This is a genomic window from Gemmiger sp. An120 (assembly GCF_002160955.1).
Taxonomy (GTDB): Bacteria; Bacillota; Clostridia; order Oscillospirales; family Ruminococcaceae; genus Gemmiger_A; species Gemmiger_A avium.
Genome location: NZ_NFLN01000003.1, coordinates 149,333 through 169,564, shown reverse-complemented (window position 1 = coordinate 169,564; position 20,232 = coordinate 149,333). Strand labels below are relative to the sequence as shown.

Genomic DNA, 20,232 nt, shown 5'->3' with positions numbered 1-20,232 from the left:
TAAAGGAGATAAAGAAGATGAAAGATGACAAAATGAAAATCGAACAGCGATTGCAGAACATGAAAAAATTTTATATTAAAGCGGGTGAACTAATCGATAAATTGCCTGACGCAATTCCAGAAAAAACACGTTCAATGTTAAAGGACACAATTTTAGGCGATAAGGATCTTAAGCGTTTAATGGAGGGTATTGACTCTCATAGACCGCCCAGGTTTTTTTTAATAGGAAGAACCGGGGTAGGGAAAAGCAGTCTGATTAATGCTTTGTGTGGTGCATATGTCGCTGGGGTAAGTGATACCAAAAGTTGCACAGAAGGCGCACAAATCTATGAGTGCAAAGATGGCGACAGAGTATTGATGGAAATTCTTGACACAAGAGGAATTGCTGAGTCGGAAAGCTTAGACGATAAAGTTACAGCCGAAGAAATGCTTATTGAACAAATAAATGAATTTTCACCAGATGTGGCAATTTTTATGCTAAATTGTACTCATCGCGATGATGTGAATACAGATGTTGAATTTCTTAAAAAGGTGTCCAAAGAATATGCCAAAGTAAATAAATTACAATTACCAATAGTTGTTGTAATCAATAAATGTGACGAAATGGCACCTTCCCGCTTTAAGAACCCTGTAGAATATCCAGAAAACAAAATAAATAAAATTAACGAGGTAGTCCAATATTACAAGGGAATTATAGTAAAAAATGGGCTTAAGATAGATAATATAATTGCTGTTTCCTCGTTGATAGATTGGCAAACGCCAGATGGAATGGAAATCGATGTCGATAGCATAAAGAACCTTCCTAAATATGATATTGATAATCTTCAAATTGCATTTGACGGCAGATATGGAATCGAGGAATTGCTTGATATATTGGAAGAAGCCATCCTCGATTTTGAAGCGCAGATGGGATTGAGGATGGCTTCTCGGTTGAATGAAGTTGTAAAAAGGCTTGCGAAACACTTAAACACTATCTTTTCCGGAATATCTGCGACAGTTGCATTAACCCCCATACCGGTATCTGACATCTATATTTTGTTGATTATTCAAAGTATGTTGGTTTGTTTAATTGCATCGTTGAGTGGCCGTGATATTTCACTCGACACAGGAAAAGAGTTCATTTTTAGTATGGGAGGAATTGCAGGTGCTGGATATGTGTTTAGACTAATCGCACAACAAGCGTCAAAATTCTTAAATGCAATCTTTGTTGGTTCCGGTTCGGCGGTTAGCTCTGGGATAGCTTATATTGGAACATCGGCAATAGGTAAAGCAGCGATAGCATATTACATAGAAAATAAGACTATGGATGAAGCAAAAAAGCAATTTGAAAAGGCGAAGCAAGAGCACAATAAATCTTGAGTAAAAATTAGCCTTTACAAAGGGTTAGCAAAGCCAGCCGAGCCAGTCAACGGTCAAGATGAACGGCGCATTTCATGCACCGCCGTTGACAGTCCCGTCTGTCTTTACTGATGGGCAATCAAGGCGGGAAAGCCCTAAAATGGCTTCCCGCCCATTTCAATTATGAGAAAAGAAACATTCCCACATCAGAAAGAGAGTGGCCAAGCACTTTGAGGGATTGGCCGCCTTGTTCACCCATTCAGCGGGGCGGCGGTCAAGGCCGGGTGTAAACCTGTTCATTTCAGCCTTGACGGTTCCCCGCTGTCCCGCTACTTTTCCGGGAGTGTAGCCACAACTTCGGGACACTTTGTCCACAAGTCGGAGCGTAGGACGAGGGACGGGGGCTTTTATATACGCCCAGTCTGCTGTTGAAAACAGACCTGCGCTTACGGCTCCACGCCACACAAGCACAGCCCTGTTTTCCTGTCGCTTCAAATGCCCTTGCCCTCCACGGCGGCAACGGCATTTTCACGGCAACGCCGACAGAGCGTATAACACACTACACTTTGCTTCGCAAAGTCGTGTGCCAAATGGGGGCGTTGCCCCCTTTGGAAACCCCCACAAGAAAAGGCGGTACGCTACCCCTCCACGGGGCGCATACCGCCTTTTCTTGTTATCCAGCCCTCCGGCTGTATCGGTTGAGCAAAAGTCAGCGTGGGATTGATGTGGTATCTTTATCTAAGTGAACCCCCCGTTCCCATTTGCTCACTGCCCGGTCGGTCACCGCCAGCTGCCGGGCCAGGTCTTTCTGGGTCATGCCCCGGCCGGTGCGCAGCTGCCGGATCAGGGCGCCGGTTTTCTGGTTGTCCATGGATATCCCTCCTGTCGGTTTCAGTATACCCGATCCCGCCGCAAAAGGCATCAAACCATTGGTTGATCGTTGACCCAAACCTGGAAAAGTGGTACACTTGTCTCAAACAGGAACGGCCGCCGGCCGGAAAGGGAGATGCATATGACCTACGCAGAAATGTTTGCCAGAGCCAAAGCGCTGCTGGAAAGCGCCGACGCGGGCGCCGTGCAGGGGCACCTGGCGTACCAGTTCAATGTGACCGGGGAAGCCGCCGGGGTGTTCTATGTAGAGGTAAAGGACGGCCAGGTTCATGTGGAGCCCTACGACTACAAGGACCGGGACGCCCAGTTTACCTGCAGCGCCGAAACGCTGGAAAAGATCGCTTCCGGCAAAACCGACCCGGTGGCGGCGGTGATGATGGGCAAGCTGAAAGTAGAGGGCAGCATCGAAAAGGCACTCAAGCTGAAAGACCTGCTCAAAAAATAAGCGGCATACAGCTACCTTATATATAAAGGAAAAGGGCATCGCGGCGGAAAAATGACAAAAAACTTCGCCGGGGGCTTGACAAACTCAGGATTATCAGGTATAGTAATCAGGCACGCTGATGTTGCGTGTCTGATTTATAGGGGTATAGCTCAGCTGGTAGAGCAGCGGTCTCCAAAACCGCGTGCCGAGGGTTCGAATCCTTCTGCCCCTGCCAAAATCGCCGGTTCCGCAAGGGACCGGCGATTTTTCTTTATCACCATAACAAAACGGGAGCAGACCGCAGTCTGCTCCCGTTTGTACTATCTGGTTTACAGGATCGGGATGCCCGCTTTCCGGCAGGCGGCCAGGGTGGCGGCGTCCCACACGCTGGACTGTACCTCGCCGATGTGGGCGCAGCCCAGCAGCAGCATGCACAGCCGGCTCTGGCCGATGCCGCCGCCGATGGTCAGGGGCAGTTCGCCAGCCAGCAGCGCCTTGTGGAAGGGCAGCGAACGCCGGGCGTCGCAGCCGGCGGCGGTCAGCTGCTTGTCCAGGCTCTCCGGGCTTACCCGGATACCCATGCTGCTCACCTCAAAGGCCTTGCCCAGGGTCTCGTTCCAGAACAGCAGATCGCCGTTCAGCTGCCAGTCGTCGTAGTCGGGGGCGCGGCCGTCGTGGGGCTTGCCGCTCTTCAGCGGCGCGCCGATCTGCATCAGGAATACCGTACCCGCTTCTTTGCAGATGGCATCCTCCCGCTGCTTGGGGGTCAGGTCGGGCCAGCGGTCCTCCAGCTCCTGGGTGGTCAGGAAGGTCACCTCACGACGCAGCGCCGGTACCCGTTCCAGCACCGGGAACATCGCCCGCAGGGTGGTCTCGGTGGAGATGATGGCCTGCACGATCTTGTCGGCCACCTGCCGCAGATAGGCCTGGGTGCGCTGGTCGGCGGTGATGATCTTTTCCCAGTCCCACTGGTCCACATAGATCGAGTGCAGGTTGTCCAGCTCCTCGTCCCGACGGATGGCGTTCATGTCGGTGTACAGGCCGGTGTCCGGGGCAAAACCGTACTGGTGCAGCGCCAGCCGTTTCCATTTGGCCAGGCTGTGCACCACCTGGGCGTGGGTGGCGGTGTCCCGGATCTCAAAATCCACCGGGCGCTCCACCCCGTTCAGGTCGTCGTTCAGACCGGTGGAGGCCTCCACAAACAGCGGCGCGGATACACGCCGCAGGTTCAGCGCCCCGCACAGGGTATCCTCAAAAATGCGCTTGATCAGGCCGATGGCCTTCTGCGTCTCATACAGGCTCAGCGCCGGGGCGTAGCCCTCCGGCAGATACAGCTTGCTCATGGTGACGCTCCCTTCCTCTTTAGTGTGCTAAAATTATGCCACATCGGCGGCCAAATGTCAAAACACCTTTTCACGACTTTACAAACTGCCCGCAAAATGCTATATTTAAGTATATCGACTTGGTATATTTCAGGAGGTGCCCGCTTTGCATATTACGCAGGAATCCGATTACGCAGTGCGCATTGTGTTCTGCCTGGCTCGCGCGGGGGTGCGGATGGACGCCCGCAGCATCAGCGAACAGATGTGCGTTACGCTGCGCTTTTCCCTCAAGATCCTGGGCAAACTGGCCCAAAGCGGCATTGTGGCCAGCTACAAGGGCAACCGGGGCGGCTACGAACTGGCCCGCCCTGCCAGCGAGATCACCCTGCTGCAGGTGATCGTGGCGGTGGAAGGCCCCTACCGGCTGTGCCGCTGCGTGGGCCCCGAAGGGGCAGGGGAGTGCAGCCGGGGTGCTTCGGGCTGCTGCTCGTTCCAGCGGGTGTTCGGCCGCATCAGCGATACCATTAATAAGGAACTGGACGGCGTGACCTTCCAGGATCTGCTGGAGGATGAACAGGCTTCGACCACTGCATGACAGAAAAGTTACACTTGCCCGGGCGTACCACGTCCGGGCAAAATTTTTTGCAAAAACTTCAAAAAATGGCTTGACACTGCGGTTTTCGGACACTATAATGGATTAGTCTAAAATAATGGAATAGAACGCCCAAAAGAAAATGTTTTGCACAAAAAACTGGCGAAAGTTTGTGAAAAACAACCAATCACAGGATTTGTCAAGCGTTTTGGTTGTGCGTTTTTACCAAATGCAGTCAATAGTCAAGGATAGGAGTGGTCGCTTTTTATGATGAAGGTCAAGCCCGTAAAGCTCGGCAGCACCCAGCGCATGAGCTTTTCCCGCATCGACGAAGTCATCGAGATGCCCAACCTGATCGAGGTGCAGAAGAACTCGTATCAGTGGTTCCTGGACGAGGGCCTGAAAGAGGTCTTCAAGGACATCTCCACCATCGAGGACTACACCGGCAACCTGGTGCTGGAGTTTATCGACTACCGGCTGGACAAGGAGCCCAAGTATTCCATCAAAGAATGCAAGGAGCGGGACGTGACCTACGCCGCGCCCCTGCGGGTGACCGCCCGGCTGCTGAATAAGGAGACCGGCGAAGTCAAGGAGCAGGAAATCTTCATGGGCGATTTCCCGCTGATGACCGATGCGGGCACCTTTGTCATCAACGGCGCCGAGCGCGTCATCGTCAGCCAGCTGGTCCGCAGCCCCGGCGTCTACTTCGGCGAGAGCTACGACAAGACCGGCAAGAAGCTGTTCACCGCCACCATGAACCCCAACCGGGGCGCCTGGCTGGAGTATGAGACCGATTCCAGCGACGTGTTCTATGTCCGTATCGACAAGAACCGCAAGCTGCCGGTCACCGTGCTGATCCGTGCCCTGGGCCTGTCCACCGATGAGCAGATCAAGGACGTGTTCGGCGAGGACGAGCGCATCCTGGCCACCCTGGAAAAGGATACCACCCACAACGAGGAAGAGGGCCTGCTGGAGACCTACCGCAAGCTGCGTCCCGGCGAGCCTCCCACGGTGGAGAGCGCCAAGAGCCACCTGAACGCCCTGTTCTTCGACCCCCGCCGGTACGATCTGTCCCGGTTCGGCCGGTATAAGATGAACAAGAAGCTGGCCCTGGCCCGCCGTATCACCGGCTTTGTGGCTGCCCGCGAGATCGTGGCCCCCCTCACCGGCGAGCTGCTCTGCGCCCCCGGCGAGAAGATCACCCGCGAGATCGCCCAGGCCGCTGAGGACGCCGGCGTATCCGTGGTTTACATCCACACCCCCGACCTGGGTGAGGACGGCCACGAGGTAAAGGTGTTCACCAACGGCACCGTGGATGCCCAGAAGTTCTTCAGCTTCGACGTGACCGAGTGCGGCATCACCGAGCGCGTACGTTTTGACGAGTTGCGCGCCATCCTGGAAGAGACCGACGACGAGGAAGCCCAGAAAGAGCTGCTGGTCAAGAACCATGACAAGCTCATCGGCAAGACCGTCTCGGTGGACGACATCTTCGCTTCCATCAACTACCTGAACGGCCTGGACCACGGCGTGGGCGTCACCGACGACATCGACCACCTGGGCAACCGCCGTATCCGCAGCGTGGGCGAGCTGCTGCAGAACCAGTTCCGCATCGGCTTCTCCCGTATGGAGCGTGTCATCCGTGAGCGTATGACCCTGCAGGCGCAGGATATGGATATCGTCACCCCGCAGGCGCTGATCAACATCCGCCCCGTGGTGGCCGCCATCAAAGAGTTCTTCGGTTCCAGCCCCCTGAGCCAGTTCATGGATCAGAACAACCCGCTGGCCGAGCTGACCCACAAGCGCCGTCTGTCCGCCCTGGGACCCGGCGGTCTGTCCCGTGACCGCGCCGGTTTCGAGGTCCGTGACGTGCACTACAGCCACTACGGCCGCATGTGCCCCATCGAGACCCCCGAAGGTCCGAACATCGGTCTGATCAGCTACCTGGCTACCTTTGCCAAGATCAACAGCTACGGCTTTATCGAAGCCCCCTACCGCAAGGTGGACAAGGCCACCGGCATCGTCACCGACGAGGTGGTCTACATGACCGCCGACATGGAGGACGAGTACGTAGTGGCCCAGGCGAACGAGCCCCTGGATGAGGAGCACCGTTTCGCCAACGCCCGCGTCAATGTGCGCCGCCGCGACGAGATTCTGGAAATCGAGCGGGAAAAGGTCGACTACATGGACGTAAGCCCCAAGATGGTTGTGTCTGTGGCTACCGCCATGATCCCCTTCCTGGAGAACGACGACGCCAACCGCGCCCTGATGGGCTCCAACATGCAGCGGCAGGCCGTGCCTCTGATGGTCACCCAGCAGCCCATCGTGGCTACCGGTATGGAGTACAAGGCCGCCTGTGACTCCGGCGTCTGCGTGCTGGCCAAGAACGACGGCGTGGTGGAGAAGGTGGACGCGGACAAGATCGTCGTCCGCACCTCCAAGACCACCGTGGACACCTACGAACTGATCAAGTTCATGCGTTCCAACCAGGGCACCTGCGTCAACCAGCGTCCCATCGTGAGCGTGGGCGATGAGATCAAGGCCGGCCAGGTCATCGCGGACGGCCCCGCCACCCGCAACGGCGAGATCAGCCTGGGCAAGAACGCCCTGATCGGCTTCATGACCTGGGAGGGCTACAACTACGAGGACGCCGTCCTGATCAACGAGAAGATCGTCCGTGAGGACGTGTACACCTCCATCCACATCGAGGAGTACGAGCTGGAGGCCCGCGAAACCAAGCTGGGGCCTGAGGAGATCACCCGCGACATTCCCAACGTGGGCGACGACGCTCTGAAGGATCTGGACGAGCGCGGCATCATCCGCATCGGCGCCGAGGTTTCCGCCGGCGACATCCTGGTGGGTAAGGTCACCCCGAAGGGCGAGACCGAGCTCACCGCCGAGGAGCGCCTGCTGCGCGCCATCTTTGGCGAGAAGGCCCGCGAGGTGCGTGATACCTCCCTGCGTGTGCCTCACGGCGAGTACGGCATCATCGTGGACGTGAAGGTCTTCACCCCCGAGAACTGCGACGAGCTGCAGCCCGGCGTGCGCCAGGTGGTGCGCTGCTACATCGCCCAGAAGCGCAAGATCAGCGTGGGCGACAAGATGGCCGGCCGTCACGGCAACAAGGGCGTTGTGTCCCGCATCCTGCCCCAGGAGGATATGCCCTTCCTGGCTGACGGTACCCCGCTGGATATCGTGCTGAACCCCCTGGGCGTTCCCAGCCGTATGAACATCGGTCAGGTGCTGGAAGTCCATCTGGGCTACGCCGCCAAGGCGCTGGGCTGGAAGATCATGACCCCCGTCTTTGACGGTGCGCACGAGAGCGACATCCGGGCCGCGTTCCGGATGGCCGCCGAGAAGAACCACGCCGAGGATGCTCCCGAGTACCCCACCAAGCTGGACAAGATCATGGGCGAAAAGGGCCACGTGATCGACTTCTCCAAGATCGAGCTGGACGAGGACGGCAAGAGCGTTGTGTACGACGGCCGTACCGGCGAGCAGTTCGACAACCGGGTTACCGTGGGCTATATGTACTACCTGAAGCTGCACCACCTGGTTGACGATAAGATCCATGCCCGTTCCACCGGCCCCTACAGCCTGGTTACCCAGCAGCCTCTGGGTGGTAAGGCTCAGTTCGGCGGCCAGCGCTTCGGCGAAATGGAAGTGTGGGCGCTGGAAGCTTACGGCGCCGCCTACACCCTGCAGGAGATCCTGACCGTCAAGAGCGACGACGTGGTGGGCCGTGTCAAGACCTACGAAGCCATCGTCAAGGGCCAGCCGGTTCCCAAGCCCGGCATCCCCGAGAGCTTCCGCGTGCTGATCAAGGAACTGCAGAGCCTGGGCCTGGCGGTCCGCGTGCAGGACGCCAACGGCGACGAGATCGACCTGAAGCAGAACTTTGACGACGAAGAGACCGGCTTCGATATGCGGGATCTGGCCCTGGGCGACGACGTGCTGGTGGAGGGCGAACTCTCCAACGACTACAGCATCGAGGAGCCTGAGGACGACGGTTTCGGTTCGGAAGAGCCGGACGACGATCTGTTCGGGTCTGACGCCGACGAGGACGATCTGTTCGGTGCCAGCAGCCTGGAAGATCTGGATGGCGACCTGTAACGCCTTGCCTGCATCGCTTTACTGAGATCAGGGGCCTGCCGGAAACGGCGGGCGGGGCCCCCGGCAGCCGCCGCGTGCGGCGCCGCCCCCGCTTTTCCGACACTGGCCCATAGAAAGGGAAAGGGTTTCGTTTCATGGAATATAACGATTTCGACTCCATTAAGATCAGCCTTGCCTCGCCCGATCAGATCCGTGCCTGGAGCTACGGCGAGGTCAAGAAGCCGGAGACCATCAACTACCGCACCCTGAAGCCCGAGCGGGACGGCCTGTTCTGCGAGCGCATCTTTGGACCCACCAAGGACTGGGAGTGCCACTGCGGCAAGTACAAGCGGATCCGCTACAAAGGCAAGATCTGCGACCGCTGCGGCGTTGAGGTCACCAAGGCCAAGGTCCGGCGTGAGCGCATGGGCCACATCGAGCTGGCCGCCCCGGTCAGCCACATCTGGTACTTCAAGGGCGTGCCCAGCCGCATCGGCCTGATGCTGGACATCAGCCCCCGTCAGCTGGAAAAGGTCCTGTACTTTGCCAGCTACATCGTAACCGATCCGGGCTACACCCCGCTGGAAAAGAAGCAGCTGCTCACCGAGAAGGAATACCGGGACATGCGCGACCGGTACGAGGATGAGTTCAAGGCGTCCATGGGCGCCGAGGCCATCCAGGAGCTGCTGGCTGAGATCGATCTGGAGCAGCTGGCCAGCCAGCTGCGCGCCGAGCTGGAAGAGGCCGGCGGCCAGAAGCGCGTTCGCCTGATGAAGCGTCTGGAGGTCGTGGAGGCCTTCCGCCTGTCCGGCAACCGCCCCGAGTGGATGATCCTGAACGTGGTTCCGGTCATTCCGCCGGATATCCGCCCGATGGTCCAGCTGGACGGCGGCCGTTTCGCCACCAGCGACCTGAACGACCTGTATCGCCGGGTCATCAACCGCAACAACCGCCTGAAGCGTCTGCTGGAACTGGGCGCGCCCGACATCATCGTGCGCAACGAGAAGCGGATGCTGCAGGAGGCCGTGGACGCCCTGATCGACAACGGCCGCCGCGGCCGTCCGGTCACCGGCCCCAACAACCGCCCGCTGAAGAGCCTGTCCGACATGCTGAAGGGCAAGCAGGGCCGTTTCCGTCAGAACCTGCTGGGCAAGCGCGTGGACTACTCCGGCCGTTCGGTTATCGTTGTCGGTCCCGAGCTGAAGATGTACCAGTGCGGTCTGCCCAAGGAGATGGCGCTGGAGCTGTTCAAGCCCTTCGTCATGAAGGACCTGGTGGAAAAGGGCGTGGCCAACAACATCAAGAGCGCCCGCAAGAAGGTCGAGCGCACCAGCCCCGAAGTGTGGGACAGCCTGGAAACCGTTATCAAGGGCCATCCCGTTATGCTGAACCGCGCGCCTACCCTGCACCGTCTGGGCATCCAGGCCTTTGAGCCGGTGCTGGTGGAAGGCCGCGCCATCAAGCTGCATCCCCTGGCCTGTACCGCTTTCAACGCCGACTTCGACGGCGACCAGATGGCGGTGCACCTGCCCCTGAGCGTGGAGGCCCAGCGTGAGGCCCGTCAGCTGATGCTGGCTTCCGGCAACCTGCTGAAGCCCTCCGACGGCTGCCCCGTTACCGTGCCCACCCAGGATATGATCCTGGGCAGCTACTACCTGACCATGGTCAACAAGGGCGACAAGGGCGAAGGCAAGATCTTCCGGGATGAGAACGAGGCCCTGATGGCCTACGCCGACAAGGTGGTCACCCTGCATGCCCCCATCAAGGTGCGCCGCACCAAGGAAGTGGACGGCCAGGTCATGAGCCGTCTGGTGGACACCACCGTTGGCAGCATCATCTTCAACAATCCGATTCCGCAGGACCTGGGCTACGTGGACCGTACCAATCCCGAGACCATGTTCAACTACGAAATCGGCTTCCAGATCACCAAGAAGAACCTGCCCGACATCATCAGCCGGTGCCTGGCCAAGCACGGCACCCGCACCACCGCCCAGATGCTGGACCGCATCAAGGCGCAGGGCTACAAGTACTCCACCATCAGCGCCATCACCGTGGCCGTCTGCGACGCGGTGATCCCGCCCCAGAAGCCTGAACTGCTGGCTGAGGCCGACGCCAAGGTGTCCAAGGTCATCAAGCAGTTCAACAAAGGTCTTATCTCCAACGAGGAGCGCTACAACAGCGTTATCCAGATCTGGCAGGAGACCACCGACAAGGTTTCCAAGGCCCTGGCCGACAACCTGCCCGACCGCAACCCCATCTTCATGATGGCGGATTCCGGTGCCCGTGGTTCTATGAACCAGATCAAACAGCTGGCCGGCATGCGCGGCCTGCTGGCCAACACCTCCGGTAAGACCATCGAGATGCCCATTCGCGCCAACTACCGCGAAGGCCTGAACATCCTGGAATACTTCGTTTCCAGCCGTGGAGCCCGTAAAGGTCTGGCCGATACCGCGCTGCGTACCGCCGACTCTGGTTACCTGACCCGTCGTCTGGTCGACGTTTCTCAGGACGTGATCATCCGCGAGGAGGATTGCGGCGCCACCGAGGGTATCATCGTGACCGATATCCGCGAGGGCAAGGAAGAGATCGAGAAGCTCAGCGAGCGTCTGATTGGCCGTTACGCTGTGGGCGATGTGAAGGCTCCGGACGGCACCGTGATCGTGCCCGAGGGCAAGATGATGGACCTGTTCGACGCCGAGAAGGTCGTGGCCGCCGGCATCACCAGCGTGGAGCTGCGCAGCGTTCTGACCTGCCGCGCCAAGCACGGTGTCTGCGCCCACTGCTACGGCGCCAACCTGGCCAACGGCGAGGCCGTGGGCATCGGTGAGGCCGTGGGTATCATCGCGGCCCAGTCCATCGGTGAGCCCGGTACCCAGCTGACCATGCGTACCTTCCATACCGGCGGTATCGCGTCGGCGGAAGATATCACCCAGGGTCTGCCCCGCGTTGAGGAACTGTTCGAGAGCCGTCGTCCCAAGGCCATGGCTATCATGACCGAGATCGCCGGTACCGCGCACATCGACGACACCAAGAAGAACCGCCACGTGGTGGTGACCGGTGTGGACGAGAACGGCGCGCCCGCCGAGAAGAGCTACCTGATCCCCTTCGGCCAGCGCGTGCGCATCTCCGACGGCGACAAGCTGGAGAAGGGCGACATCCTCACCGAAGGCAACGCCTATCCCCACGACATCCTGGCCATCAAGGGCCGCACCGCCGTGGAGAACTACCTGATCAGCGAAGTGCAGAAGGTATACCGTCTGCAGGGCGTGGAAATCAACGACAAGCACATCGAGGTCATTGTGCGTCAGATGATGCGCAAGGTCCGTGTGGACGACGCCGGTTCCACCAATCTGATCGGCGGCGCTCTGGCCGACAAGATGGAAGTGGAGGCCCAGAACGAGGCCATCCGCGCCCGCATGATGGCCGGCGAGACCGGCCTGAAGGAAGCCAAGTTCACCCAGGTTCTGCTGGGTATCACCAAGGCTTCTCTGGCCACCGACAGCTTCCTGTCCGCCGCTTCCTTCCAGGAGACCACCCGCGTGCTGACCGAAGCCGCCATCAAGGGCAAGGTTGACCCGCTGATGGGCCTGAAGGAGAACGTCATCATCGGTAAGCTGCTGCCCGCCGGTACCGGCCTGGCCGAGGTGGAGCAGAAGCTCATCGAACGGGAAGAGCAGGAGAAGGAACTGGCCGCTCAGGCGCAGTAACCTTTGCCGTATCTGCCAAAATGTAAAAAAGTGCCTGTCCCGCAAGGGGCAGGCACTTTTTCTGTATACGAGAAACGGCGGAACCGATCGGTTCCGCCGTTACGTTCAGCTTTTCTGGGAATTTTTCTGGTACTCCCGCAGGGTATGGCCGGTTTCCCGCTTGTAGAACTTGGAGAAATAATGGATGGAACTGAAATGGAACAGCTCCGAAAGCTCGGTAAAGTTCTTGTCCATCTGCCGGATGTGGTACTCGATCCGGTCCACCACGCTTTTGCGGTAGTATTGCATCACACTGTAGCCGGTTACCTCCCGGAACAGCTTTTTCAGCTGGGTTTCGCTCATGCTGAAATGTTCCGAAACGTCGGTAAAGGTGATGTTGCGGTAGATGTTCTGGTCCAGATACAGGATGATCTGGCGCACGATCTGATATTCTGTTCCCAGCGACTGCATGGGCAGCGCCTGCACCTGGGAGGGGCATTCCTGCTGCTTGCGGTACAGCGAGATCAGCAGCTGTTCCAGCAGGTTGCGGATCATCTGGCCCGCGCCGGGCAGATGTTCCCCGGCGGAGGGGTCTTCCTTGCAGTAGACCAGATTCTTGCCGAAAGGCTTGTCGTACATCCGGCGGGCTTCCTGCAGCATGGCCTTGAAGAGATGTCGCTCCTGCATATCCAGCGTGAAGATGTGATCCCGGAACTGCTCCAGCATCTCCAGTTCGCCGTTGAAGGACACCACAATGATGTCGCATTCCTCGCACCCGTCCGCCGCCTCGGTGGGGCCGCCGGTGCGGAAATTGTGGAATACATTGGGATGATGGAAGATCACCTGGCCCTTTTCCAGGGTGTAGGGCTCCGGCCCGTTCAGGCCGCTGGCCATCCCTTTGTCCACATAGATGATCTCCCAGAAGTCGTGGCTTTCGCCGGCAAACCGATACCCGCTGTTATGGTGGAAGTAGTACAGGGTGTACAGCTCCGTCACACTGAGCACCGGCCGGATGGGAACAGGTTTCAACATAACCGATCAGCCTTTCACCGCGCCGGCGGTAGCGCCGGACATGATCTGCTTGGACAGCAGTACGTAGATGATGACGGTGGGGATAAACACGATCACAACACCGGCAAACAGGCCCTGGTAGTTGCCGGTTGTCTGCATGCTGGTAACCAGCGTCTGCAGCGCCACCGCCAGGGTGCGGTTGGCCTGTTTGCTGGAGAATACCAGCGCCCAGATGTATTCGTTCCAGTAGCCGATAAAGTTGAAGATGGTGATGGTCACGATACCGGGCTTGGCCAGCGGCACGATCAGCCGGTAGAAAGCGCCGATGTGGCTGCATCCGTCGATCAGGCCGGACTCAAAAACGGTCATGGGCACCGTGGCAAAAAAGCCCATCAGGTATACCGTGGTGGCCGAGATACCGGTGCACAGGTACACAATGATCAGGGTGCCGCGGAAATTGTGCAGGTTCAGTTTTACCAGCATCATGTACAGGGGAGCCAGCAGCATCACACCGGGCAGGCCCAGCGAGATGGAGAACAGGGTCTGGAATACCCGCCGGCCCCGGAAGGTAAACTTGGTCATCACAAAGGCGGCCGGGGCACAGAAGAAGATCAGGCCCGCACAGGCGCACACGGTGTACAGAACGCTGTTCAGGAAGTAGTTCATGATGTGATAGCGTTCCATAACAGTGGAATAGCCGTCCATGTTCAGCCCGTCGGCCAGCAGCTGGTTCTGGAAGATGTCCCGGGTGGGGGTGAACGAAGCCAGCACGACCCAGCCGATCAGCGCCACCGTAAAGGCGCACCAGCACAGAATCAGGATCTTGCCAAACAGATGGACCGCCTTGCCGGCCACGCCGCTGACACGGCCGGCCGGAGCGGGTTTCTGGGTCAGACAATACCGGGGATACCGTTTCATATAGACGCAGCCTCCTTACATTTCGTATTTTTCTTTGGGGAAGACCAGGTTGATCACCGCCATGGCAATCACCGTGACCAGGCAGAGCACCACGCCGATGGCCGCGCCCATGCCCACGTTGGTACCGCTGGTGGCCACCGTGTTGGAGCTGATGGAGGTGCCGAACAGCTGGTCATACATGTAGCTGGCCGGGGTGATGGTGGTGGGGTCGGAGGGCACCACGCTGAATACCCGGGACCAGAGGAAGAAACCGATGCAGCCGATGGTCCAGAAGGTGAACTGGGTCTTGATGTTGTCGGCAATCAGCGGCAGGGTAATGCGGAAAAAGATCTTGCCCTCGGTGGCGCCGTCGATGAAAGCGGCTTCAAACAGATCGTCCGGAATCTTTTTCATGGCGGCCATATAGACCAGCAGGTTGCCGCCGATGCTGCAGAAGCAGTAGGCGATCAGCATGGCCCAGAAAGCGTACTGGGTGCTGGTCCAGGGAATAGCGGCCAGGGAATCCAGCCCCAGCGTTTCAAAGATGGTCTTGAGCAGGCCGAACCGGTTGTTGTACACGTACTGGGTCCAGACGGTGATCATGGCCACCGGGGTGATCACGGTGGGCAGGTAGATCAGATTGCGCCACAGCTCGCCCATGAACATGCCCTTGTGCAGCACCCAGGCAAAGAACAGCGAGATCAGGAACACCGCAGCGCCGCCCACCAGAAAGATCAGCAGCATATTGCGGAAGGATACCCGGAACAGCTGCCGGCTGAACAGGTCCAGGTAGTTGAACAGGCCGACGAACTTCCAGGTGTCGGACGAGGAACTGATATCGGATACTTCATAAAAGGACATCTGCACGGTACGAAGCACCGGGTACAGATAGGCAATCAAAAAGGCAATCACCACTGGCGACAAAAACGCCAGATACATCCTGTGCAGGCTTTTTTTCACAGTTGGTTTCCTCCTTGGGGCAAATCGGTTTGGAAAGATCCGCGGTGTATGGGACACAGAAAACAGGCAGAAATCGAAAAACCAAAGGATGCCGGCCCGCATCCCGCAGGCCGGCATCCCGGCGCCTTACGGGGAAGGCTCCCCGTCCAAGCGCGAACGGCACATCAATACTTGGCGGACTCAGCGGTCAGGGTTTCCACGGCCTTGTCGGCGGTGGTCTGCCCGGTCAGCACCTTGTTCATCTCCAGGGTGAACACCGCGCTCACAAACTCGCTGCTCAGATCGCAGTTCAGGCTGGCCACCTTGTCGGCGGCGGCGATCACGTCGGTGCACTCCGCACGGGCGCCGGTCCATTCGGAACCAACGGTGGCGGGGGCGCCGCCCATCTCAGCCAGGTAATCCTGCACTTCCTTGGAGAGCACGTACCGCAGGAACTCCTTGGCAGCTTCCGGGTTGGGGGATTCGCTGTACACAGCCAGAGGCACGCCGCCCACGGAGGTGTAACCGGCGCCTTCCACGCCGCCCTCCACAACCGGGAACGCGAAGAAGCCCCAGGGGAAGTCATCGCCGGCGGTCTCTGCTACCTCAGAGGGCATCCAGCTGGCGTTCAGGTACATAGCCGCATCGCCCAGAGCAAACTCCTGCTGGCCGGCAGGGTACTTGTTGGTAGCGGTCTGGGGCGACATGTAGGGAGACAGGGCTTCCATCGCCTGGAACGCCTGGGCCACCTGCTCGGACTGCCAGGCCGGATCGGCCGCGTCGGCGCTCATGGCCTTGATGGTATCACTGCCCACCAGACGGGCCAGGTAGTTGTTGGGGATCAGGGTCATGTAGGCATCGTCGCAGGTGATGGCGTTGATGCCGGCAGCCTTCAGCTTCTCGCACACCTCCATGAACTCGGTCCAGGTGGTGGGGGCCTCGGTCACGCCCGCCTGGGCGAACAGGTCCTTGTTGTAGAAGAAGCCCACAACCCAGGGCGCGATCTGCACGCCGTAGTATTTATCGGTGGCCAGACCCGCGGCTTCCTGGCTCTGCGCATTGGCCAGATTCAGAACCGGCAGCAGGCTCTCTTCCACGGTCATGTCCTCCTGGCCCAGCGCCGGGGACTGCATCATGTCGGTGATGTCCATATACCGGTCGGTGCTGGTGGAGTAAGAGAAGTTATCCAGAATGTCGATCTGCTCGCCACCCTCCAGCGCGGGACCGACGATCTCCTGGTTGGAACGGCCGGTCCACTGGATCTCGACCTCACAGTCGGGGTAGTCTTCCATGAACATGTCGGCGGCTTTCTGGATGGCCATGGCCTCCGGCTCACCCTCGTTGTACATGGACCAGTAAACCACCTTGCCGGACAGCTGTTTGCCGGAATCGGATCCGCCGGTTGCAGCGGACGATCCGCCCGCCTGCGACGAGGACGACGAAGACGAACATCCGGCAAAGCAGGTCAGTGCCAGCGCCAGGACAAGTACAAGCGCTACGAACTTTTTCATTTGCATTTCCTCCTGAATAATGATGTCCCCGAAAGGGAGATTCCCTTCCTTTTGTGTTTCCAGTATAACAAGTTCTGACGGTAAAGTATTCGTCTTTTTCGACGCTTGTTTTACTGTTTTCAGGCAGAGCGTAAAAATTATAGCATGAATTTGCAGCAGAATAAATAAATTTTTGCGTTTGCACAGAAAAAAGTGACAAAAATTTATCCATTTTTCAAGCGTGCAGAAAAAGAAGAATAACCGGAAAGGACAAAACGATTGACGGTGATTAGAGCTCCACAGGCAGGCTGCGGCCCTCGTCCAGACGGGAATTTTCCGCCAGCAGCGCCACCAGATGGCTCTCGATGGAGTGCTCGATGGAAGACTGCATCTCGTCGTCGCGGCCGCTGTGCAGCAGATCCACAAACTGTTTGACCATAACCGCGTCGCCGCCGCCGTGGCCCGCCATCGAACCATCGGTGATGTTCAGGTCGATTTCCTCGGTGTGGCCGAAGAAGTCGTGCAGGGTCAGATGGGCCAGATCCATGTTGCCCTCCACACAGCCGCGGGTGCCCATCACCTTGATGGTGCGGTAGCACCGCTCGGTAAAGGCGGACATGGTAAAGTTGATGGTGGCCCCATTGTCCAGATCGATGTTCACCACCTGGTGATCCACCACATCGTTGTCGCAGTGGAATACACAGCGGCCGTAGGGGCCCTCGCGCAGGGCCCGGGCGATGGTCTCCTCGGTGGGGTTGGGGTCCAGCACGTTGATAGGCCAGTGCACCCGTCCCGCCCGCACGCTGGTGCGGTCGCTTTCCAGATAGTAGCGCACCGCGTCATAGGGGCAGTCCGCCCGCACCGGGCAGTCCAGGCACCGCTCGGCGGCGCCCTCCGGGGCTTTGTCTGCCCGGAACAGATAGTTGCTGCCATAGGAACTTACCCGCTGGGCCCGCCGGCCGGACAGCCAGAGCAGCACATCCATATCATGGCAGCACTTGGCCAGGATCATGGGGCTGGATTCGTCCGCCCGCCGCCAGTTGCCCCGCACGTAGCTGTGGGCATGGTGCCAGTAGCCCACCTGCTCCATGGCCTGAATGGTTACCACCTCGCCGATGCGGCCCTCGGTGATGATCCGCTTGAGGGTGGTGTAGAAAGGGCTGTACCGCAGCACGTGGCATACCACCACATGGCGGCGGTACTGCCGGGCCAGCCGCAGCACCTCCAGACAGCCCTCGATGTCCACGGCCACCGGCTTTTCCAGCAGCAGATGGTACCCGGCCTTGAGCGCCGCGCCCGCATGGGCCACATGCTGCCGGTCCTGGGTGGCAATTACCGCCGCGTCGGCCAGCTGGGGCAGAGCGAACATCTCCTCCGCGCTGGTAAAGCAACGCTCCGGCGGGATGTTCCACTCCCGGCGGGCCAGTTCCAGCCGGTCCGGCCGGGGATCGGCGATCGCAGCGATCTCCACTTCATCCGGATGCTCCAGGGCGTACTGTCCGTAGATGTCATGGCCGCGCCCGCCCAGGCCGGCAATTACCATCGTCACCTTGTTCTCATTCATCTTCTCGCTACCTTTCTGTTTCAAAGGGGTTACCAGGCTTTGCAGGCGCTTGTGATCTCGCGCCAGAAATACACACCATGGATCTGATCGGTGCCGGGCTTGCGCAGCACCGGCAGACGGGGCGCTGCCAGCTCTTCCAGTTCATCCAGTTCTCCGGCGCACCAGGCCTCTACCCGCCGGGCCGCGGTCTCCAGCCGGGAGCGTACCCCGGCTATCCGCACCTCCAGTACCTCAAAGCCAAAGGGCCGGTTCTCCTGATCCCACAGCACCCGCCAGGCCTCCAGCAAGTCGCCGCAGTCGGCGGATGCCTGCCGGGCCTGTGCCGCCAGACGGCGCAGCGTTTCCCGGTCGCCGGCTTGGTAGGCATGGCAGAGGTCGCCGCCCAGTTCCGCCTTGTTCTTCAGCACCCGGGCCAGCGCGGCATAGAACGTATACAGCGCCTGCCACTGGCCGCCCGCTTCAGCCCGGACGGCGTATTCCGTTTCCAGGGCCGCGTACTGTTCGGCAAAACCCAGCCCCGCCACGTCGGCATCGTAGATACCGGTCAGCGGGTCCTGGTACAGCAAAAATTTGGCCCCGTTGGGCAGGTCGCTGGCCGGGTCCAGCCGGGCGGTTTTGTGGAACGCACTCAGCCGCAGCAGCGCATCCCAGTCCGCACCGGTGCAGGTATACAGCCGCCGGGCCAGTGCCGCCCGGTCATCCCAGCTGCCGGTGTAGGCGTATTCCGCCCAGGCTTGCAGCCCCAGCAGCATGGCCTGGGGGCTGGTCTCGGCGCCGTCGTCGCCCCAGGTGGTCAGCAGCATCTGCTGCACTCCGTGCTTGCGGCAGGCGGCCAGCGCCGGGGCCGCGTTGCGGAAAAACACCTCGTAATCCGGCGCGGGCCCCAGCCAGGTCCACATGCCGCCCGCAAAGTACAGCGGCACACCGAACTGCTCATGCAGGGTCAGATACCGGTCGTAGAAGGCCTCGTCGGCGTGGTAGTAGTCCCAATACACCAGGGCCACGTCCCGGGGTGCGGCTTCCCGCACCCGGGCGGGGATCTCCACCACGTCCTCGTAATAGTCATCCCGGGGGCTGGCACAGCGGAAGTACATATCGCTCCACATCATGGGCGAGAACCCGTACTGCCGGGCAATCTCCGCCACCCGGTTCACATGGGCCAGCATGATGGAAAAACTCTCCCGGTATCCGTTCTGCTTCAGATACCGGCCCAGCCCCAGGTTCATGGCTTCGTCCATGCCGATATGGATCTTGTCTGTACGGAAACACCGGCGGCACTGCCGCATCATCGCGTCAATCAGCTGATAGACCTCTTCGCTGCCCACCAGCAATACATCGGGGGTGTCCCGCAGCGGTGCGCTGCTCTCCCAATGCAGGAACCGTTCCAGATGGCCCAGTGTCTGGATGCAGGGGACCAGCTCAATCCCCAGGCTGGCGGCCTGATCGTCCAGCTGCCGCAGTTCCTGCTCGCTGTAGGCGCCCCGCAGATAGCCAAAGAACGGATAGTCTTCCAGCTGGTAGGTATCCTCGGTGTACAGGTACATCTGCTGGTATCCCATCAGTGCCAGCCGGGCCAGCATCCGGCTCAGTGCCCGGGGCTGCATCGCCCCGTTGCGGGACAGATCAAAGCTGGCCCCGATGGTGGGAAATACAGGCTCTTCCTGTACATCCTCCGCCCCTTCCAGAAGCAGGCCCAGCCCCCGGAAAAAGTGTACCGGGCAGCTGCCCTCGATCCGGGCGGTGCCGCCCTGGCGGCTCACCCGGAGGACGCTGCCCTCCTGCCAGTCAACGGCCAGGCCGTCGTCGGCCAGTTTCAGTACGTTCAGCCCGGCCAGCAGCCGGACGCCCTCGGTAAAGCGGAGGGCACTCTCGTTCAGTCGAAATCGCATAGGTGGATACCTCGTGTTGTATCGGTATGGGTTTCTGTCTTCATCATACAGCAAAAAGGGTAAAAAATCCGACGCAATTTTTATCCTTTTCGGCTTGATTA

Annotated in this window: 13 protein-coding genes and 1 tRNA gene; 6 read left to right on the top strand and 8 right to left on the bottom strand. The window is 59.2% G+C overall.

Annotated features, from left to right (window positions below):
• Positions 1-17: 17 nt before the first annotated feature.
• A complete protein-coding gene (locus B5E65_RS04125) occupies positions 18-1,358 on the top strand; it encodes a GTPase family protein (RefSeq protein WP_087170508.1) in 1,341 nt (446 codons plus the stop codon).
• A 688-nt stretch (positions 1,359-2,046) separates the two neighbouring features.
• On the opposite strand, the gene B5E65_RS04110 is transcribed toward B5E65_RS04125, so the two are convergent.
• Positions 2,047-2,208: a helix-turn-helix transcriptional regulator gene (locus B5E65_RS04110; protein WP_087170507.1), complete on the bottom strand. Its 162-nt coding sequence runs from the start codon at positions 2,206-2,208 to the stop codon at positions 2,047-2,049.
• Between the two features lie 141 nt (positions 2,209-2,349).
• Between B5E65_RS04110 and B5E65_RS04105 the strand changes: the two genes are divergently transcribed.
• On the top strand, positions 2,350-2,673 hold the full coding sequence (locus B5E65_RS04105) for an SCP2 sterol-binding domain-containing protein (RefSeq protein ID WP_087170506.1): 324 nt from the start codon (positions 2,350-2,352) through the stop codon (positions 2,671-2,673).
• 138 nt (positions 2,674-2,811) lie between these two features.
• Positions 2,812-2,887 (top strand) — tRNA-Trp (locus tag B5E65_RS04100).
• Between the two features lie 94 nt (positions 2,888-2,981).
• Here the strand turns inward: B5E65_RS04100 and asnA are convergent.
• Positions 2,982-3,995, bottom strand: a complete 1,014-nt coding sequence (gene asnA / locus B5E65_RS04095; protein WP_087170505.1) for an aspartate--ammonia ligase — start codon at positions 3,993-3,995, stop codon at positions 2,982-2,984.
• A gap of 145 nt (positions 3,996-4,140) precedes the next feature.
• Here asnA and B5E65_RS04090 point away from each other — a divergent pair, with 145 nt between their 5' ends.
• From B5E65_RS04090 to rpoC, 3 genes are all read left to right on the top strand, one after another.
• On the top strand, positions 4,141-4,569 hold the full coding sequence (locus B5E65_RS04090) for an RrF2 family transcriptional regulator (RefSeq protein ID WP_087170504.1): 429 nt from the start codon (positions 4,141-4,143) through the stop codon (positions 4,567-4,569).
• 264 nt (positions 4,570-4,833) lie between these two features.
• Complete coding sequence (gene rpoB, locus B5E65_RS04085; protein WP_087170503.1) at positions 4,834-8,676, top strand: DNA-directed RNA polymerase subunit beta; 3,843 nt, start codon at positions 4,834-4,836, stop codon at positions 8,674-8,676.
• A 134-nt stretch (positions 8,677-8,810) separates the two neighbouring features.
• Entirely contained in the window at positions 8,811-12,362 is a 3,552-nt protein-coding gene (gene rpoC, locus B5E65_RS04080) for a DNA-directed RNA polymerase subunit beta' (RefSeq protein ID WP_087170502.1), read from the top strand.
• Positions 12,363-12,467: 105 nt separating this feature from the next.
• On the opposite strand, the gene B5E65_RS04075 is transcribed toward rpoC, so the two are convergent.
• The 6 genes from B5E65_RS04075 to B5E65_RS04050 all read right to left on the bottom strand — a co-directional run bounded on the left by B5E65_RS04075 (position 12,468) and on the right by B5E65_RS04050 (position 20,131).
• Positions 12,468-13,373, bottom strand: coding sequence for a helix-turn-helix domain-containing protein (locus B5E65_RS04075; protein ID WP_087170501.1), 906 nt, complete (start codon positions 13,371-13,373; stop codon positions 12,468-12,470).
• Positions 13,374-13,379: 6 nt separating this feature from the next.
• Positions 13,380-14,270, bottom strand: a complete 891-nt coding sequence (locus B5E65_RS04070) for a carbohydrate ABC transporter permease (RefSeq protein ID WP_087170500.1) — start codon at positions 14,268-14,270, stop codon at positions 13,380-13,382.
• A gap of 15 nt (positions 14,271-14,285) precedes the next feature.
• Entirely contained in the window at positions 14,286-15,209 is a 924-nt protein-coding gene (locus B5E65_RS04065; RefSeq protein ID WP_087170499.1) for a carbohydrate ABC transporter permease, read from the bottom strand.
• A gap of 164 nt (positions 15,210-15,373) precedes the next feature.
• Positions 15,374-16,699 carry an ABC transporter substrate-binding protein gene (locus B5E65_RS04060; RefSeq protein WP_087170498.1) on the bottom strand — a complete coding sequence of 442 codons (1,326 nt, stop codon included), beginning with the start codon at positions 16,697-16,699 and terminating at the stop codon, positions 15,374-15,376.
• A gap of 268 nt (positions 16,700-16,967) precedes the next feature.
• On the bottom strand, positions 16,968-18,242 hold the full coding sequence (locus B5E65_RS04055; protein ID WP_087170497.1) for a Gfo/Idh/MocA family protein: 1,275 nt from the start codon (positions 18,240-18,242) through the stop codon (positions 16,968-16,970).
• A gap of 29 nt (positions 18,243-18,271) precedes the next feature.
• Complete coding sequence (locus B5E65_RS04050) at positions 18,272-20,131, bottom strand: beta-N-acetylhexosaminidase (protein ID WP_087170496.1); 1,860 nt, start codon at positions 20,129-20,131, stop codon at positions 18,272-18,274.
• Positions 20,132-20,232 lie beyond the last annotated feature (101 nt).

Coding starts and splice junctions, on each gene's coding strand:
- B5E65_RS04055 (WP_087170497.1), bottom strand. CDS start 18,242: ATGAATGAGAACAAGGTGACGATGGTAATTGCCGGCCTGGGCGGGCGC.
- asnA (WP_087170505.1), bottom strand. CDS start 3,995: ATGAGCAAGCTGTATCTGCCGGAGGGCTACGCCCCGGCGCTGAGCCTG.
- B5E65_RS04125 (WP_087170508.1), top strand. CDS start 18: ATGAAAGATGACAAAATGAAAATCGAACAGCGATTGCAGAACATGAAA.
- B5E65_RS04070 (WP_087170500.1), bottom strand. CDS start 14,270: ATGAAACGGTATCCCCGGTATTGTCTGACCCAGAAACCCGCTCCGGCC.
- B5E65_RS04105 (WP_087170506.1), top strand. CDS start 2,350: ATGACCTACGCAGAAATGTTTGCCAGAGCCAAAGCGCTGCTGGAAAGC.
- rpoB (WP_087170503.1), top strand. CDS start 4,834: ATGATGAAGGTCAAGCCCGTAAAGCTCGGCAGCACCCAGCGCATGAGC.
- B5E65_RS04110 (WP_087170507.1), bottom strand. CDS start 2,208: ATGGACAACCAGAAAACCGGCGCCCTGATCCGGCAGCTGCGCACCGGC.
- B5E65_RS04075 (WP_087170501.1), bottom strand. CDS start 13,373: ATGTTGAAACCTGTTCCCATCCGGCCGGTGCTCAGTGTGACGGAGCTG.
- rpoC (WP_087170502.1), top strand. CDS start 8,811: ATGGAATATAACGATTTCGACTCCATTAAGATCAGCCTTGCCTCGCCC.
- B5E65_RS04060 (WP_087170498.1), bottom strand. CDS start 16,699: ATGAAAAAGTTCGTAGCGCTTGTACTTGTCCTGGCGCTGGCACTGACC.
- B5E65_RS04050 (WP_087170496.1), bottom strand. CDS start 20,131: ATGCGATTTCGACTGAACGAGAGTGCCCTCCGCTTTACCGAGGGCGTC.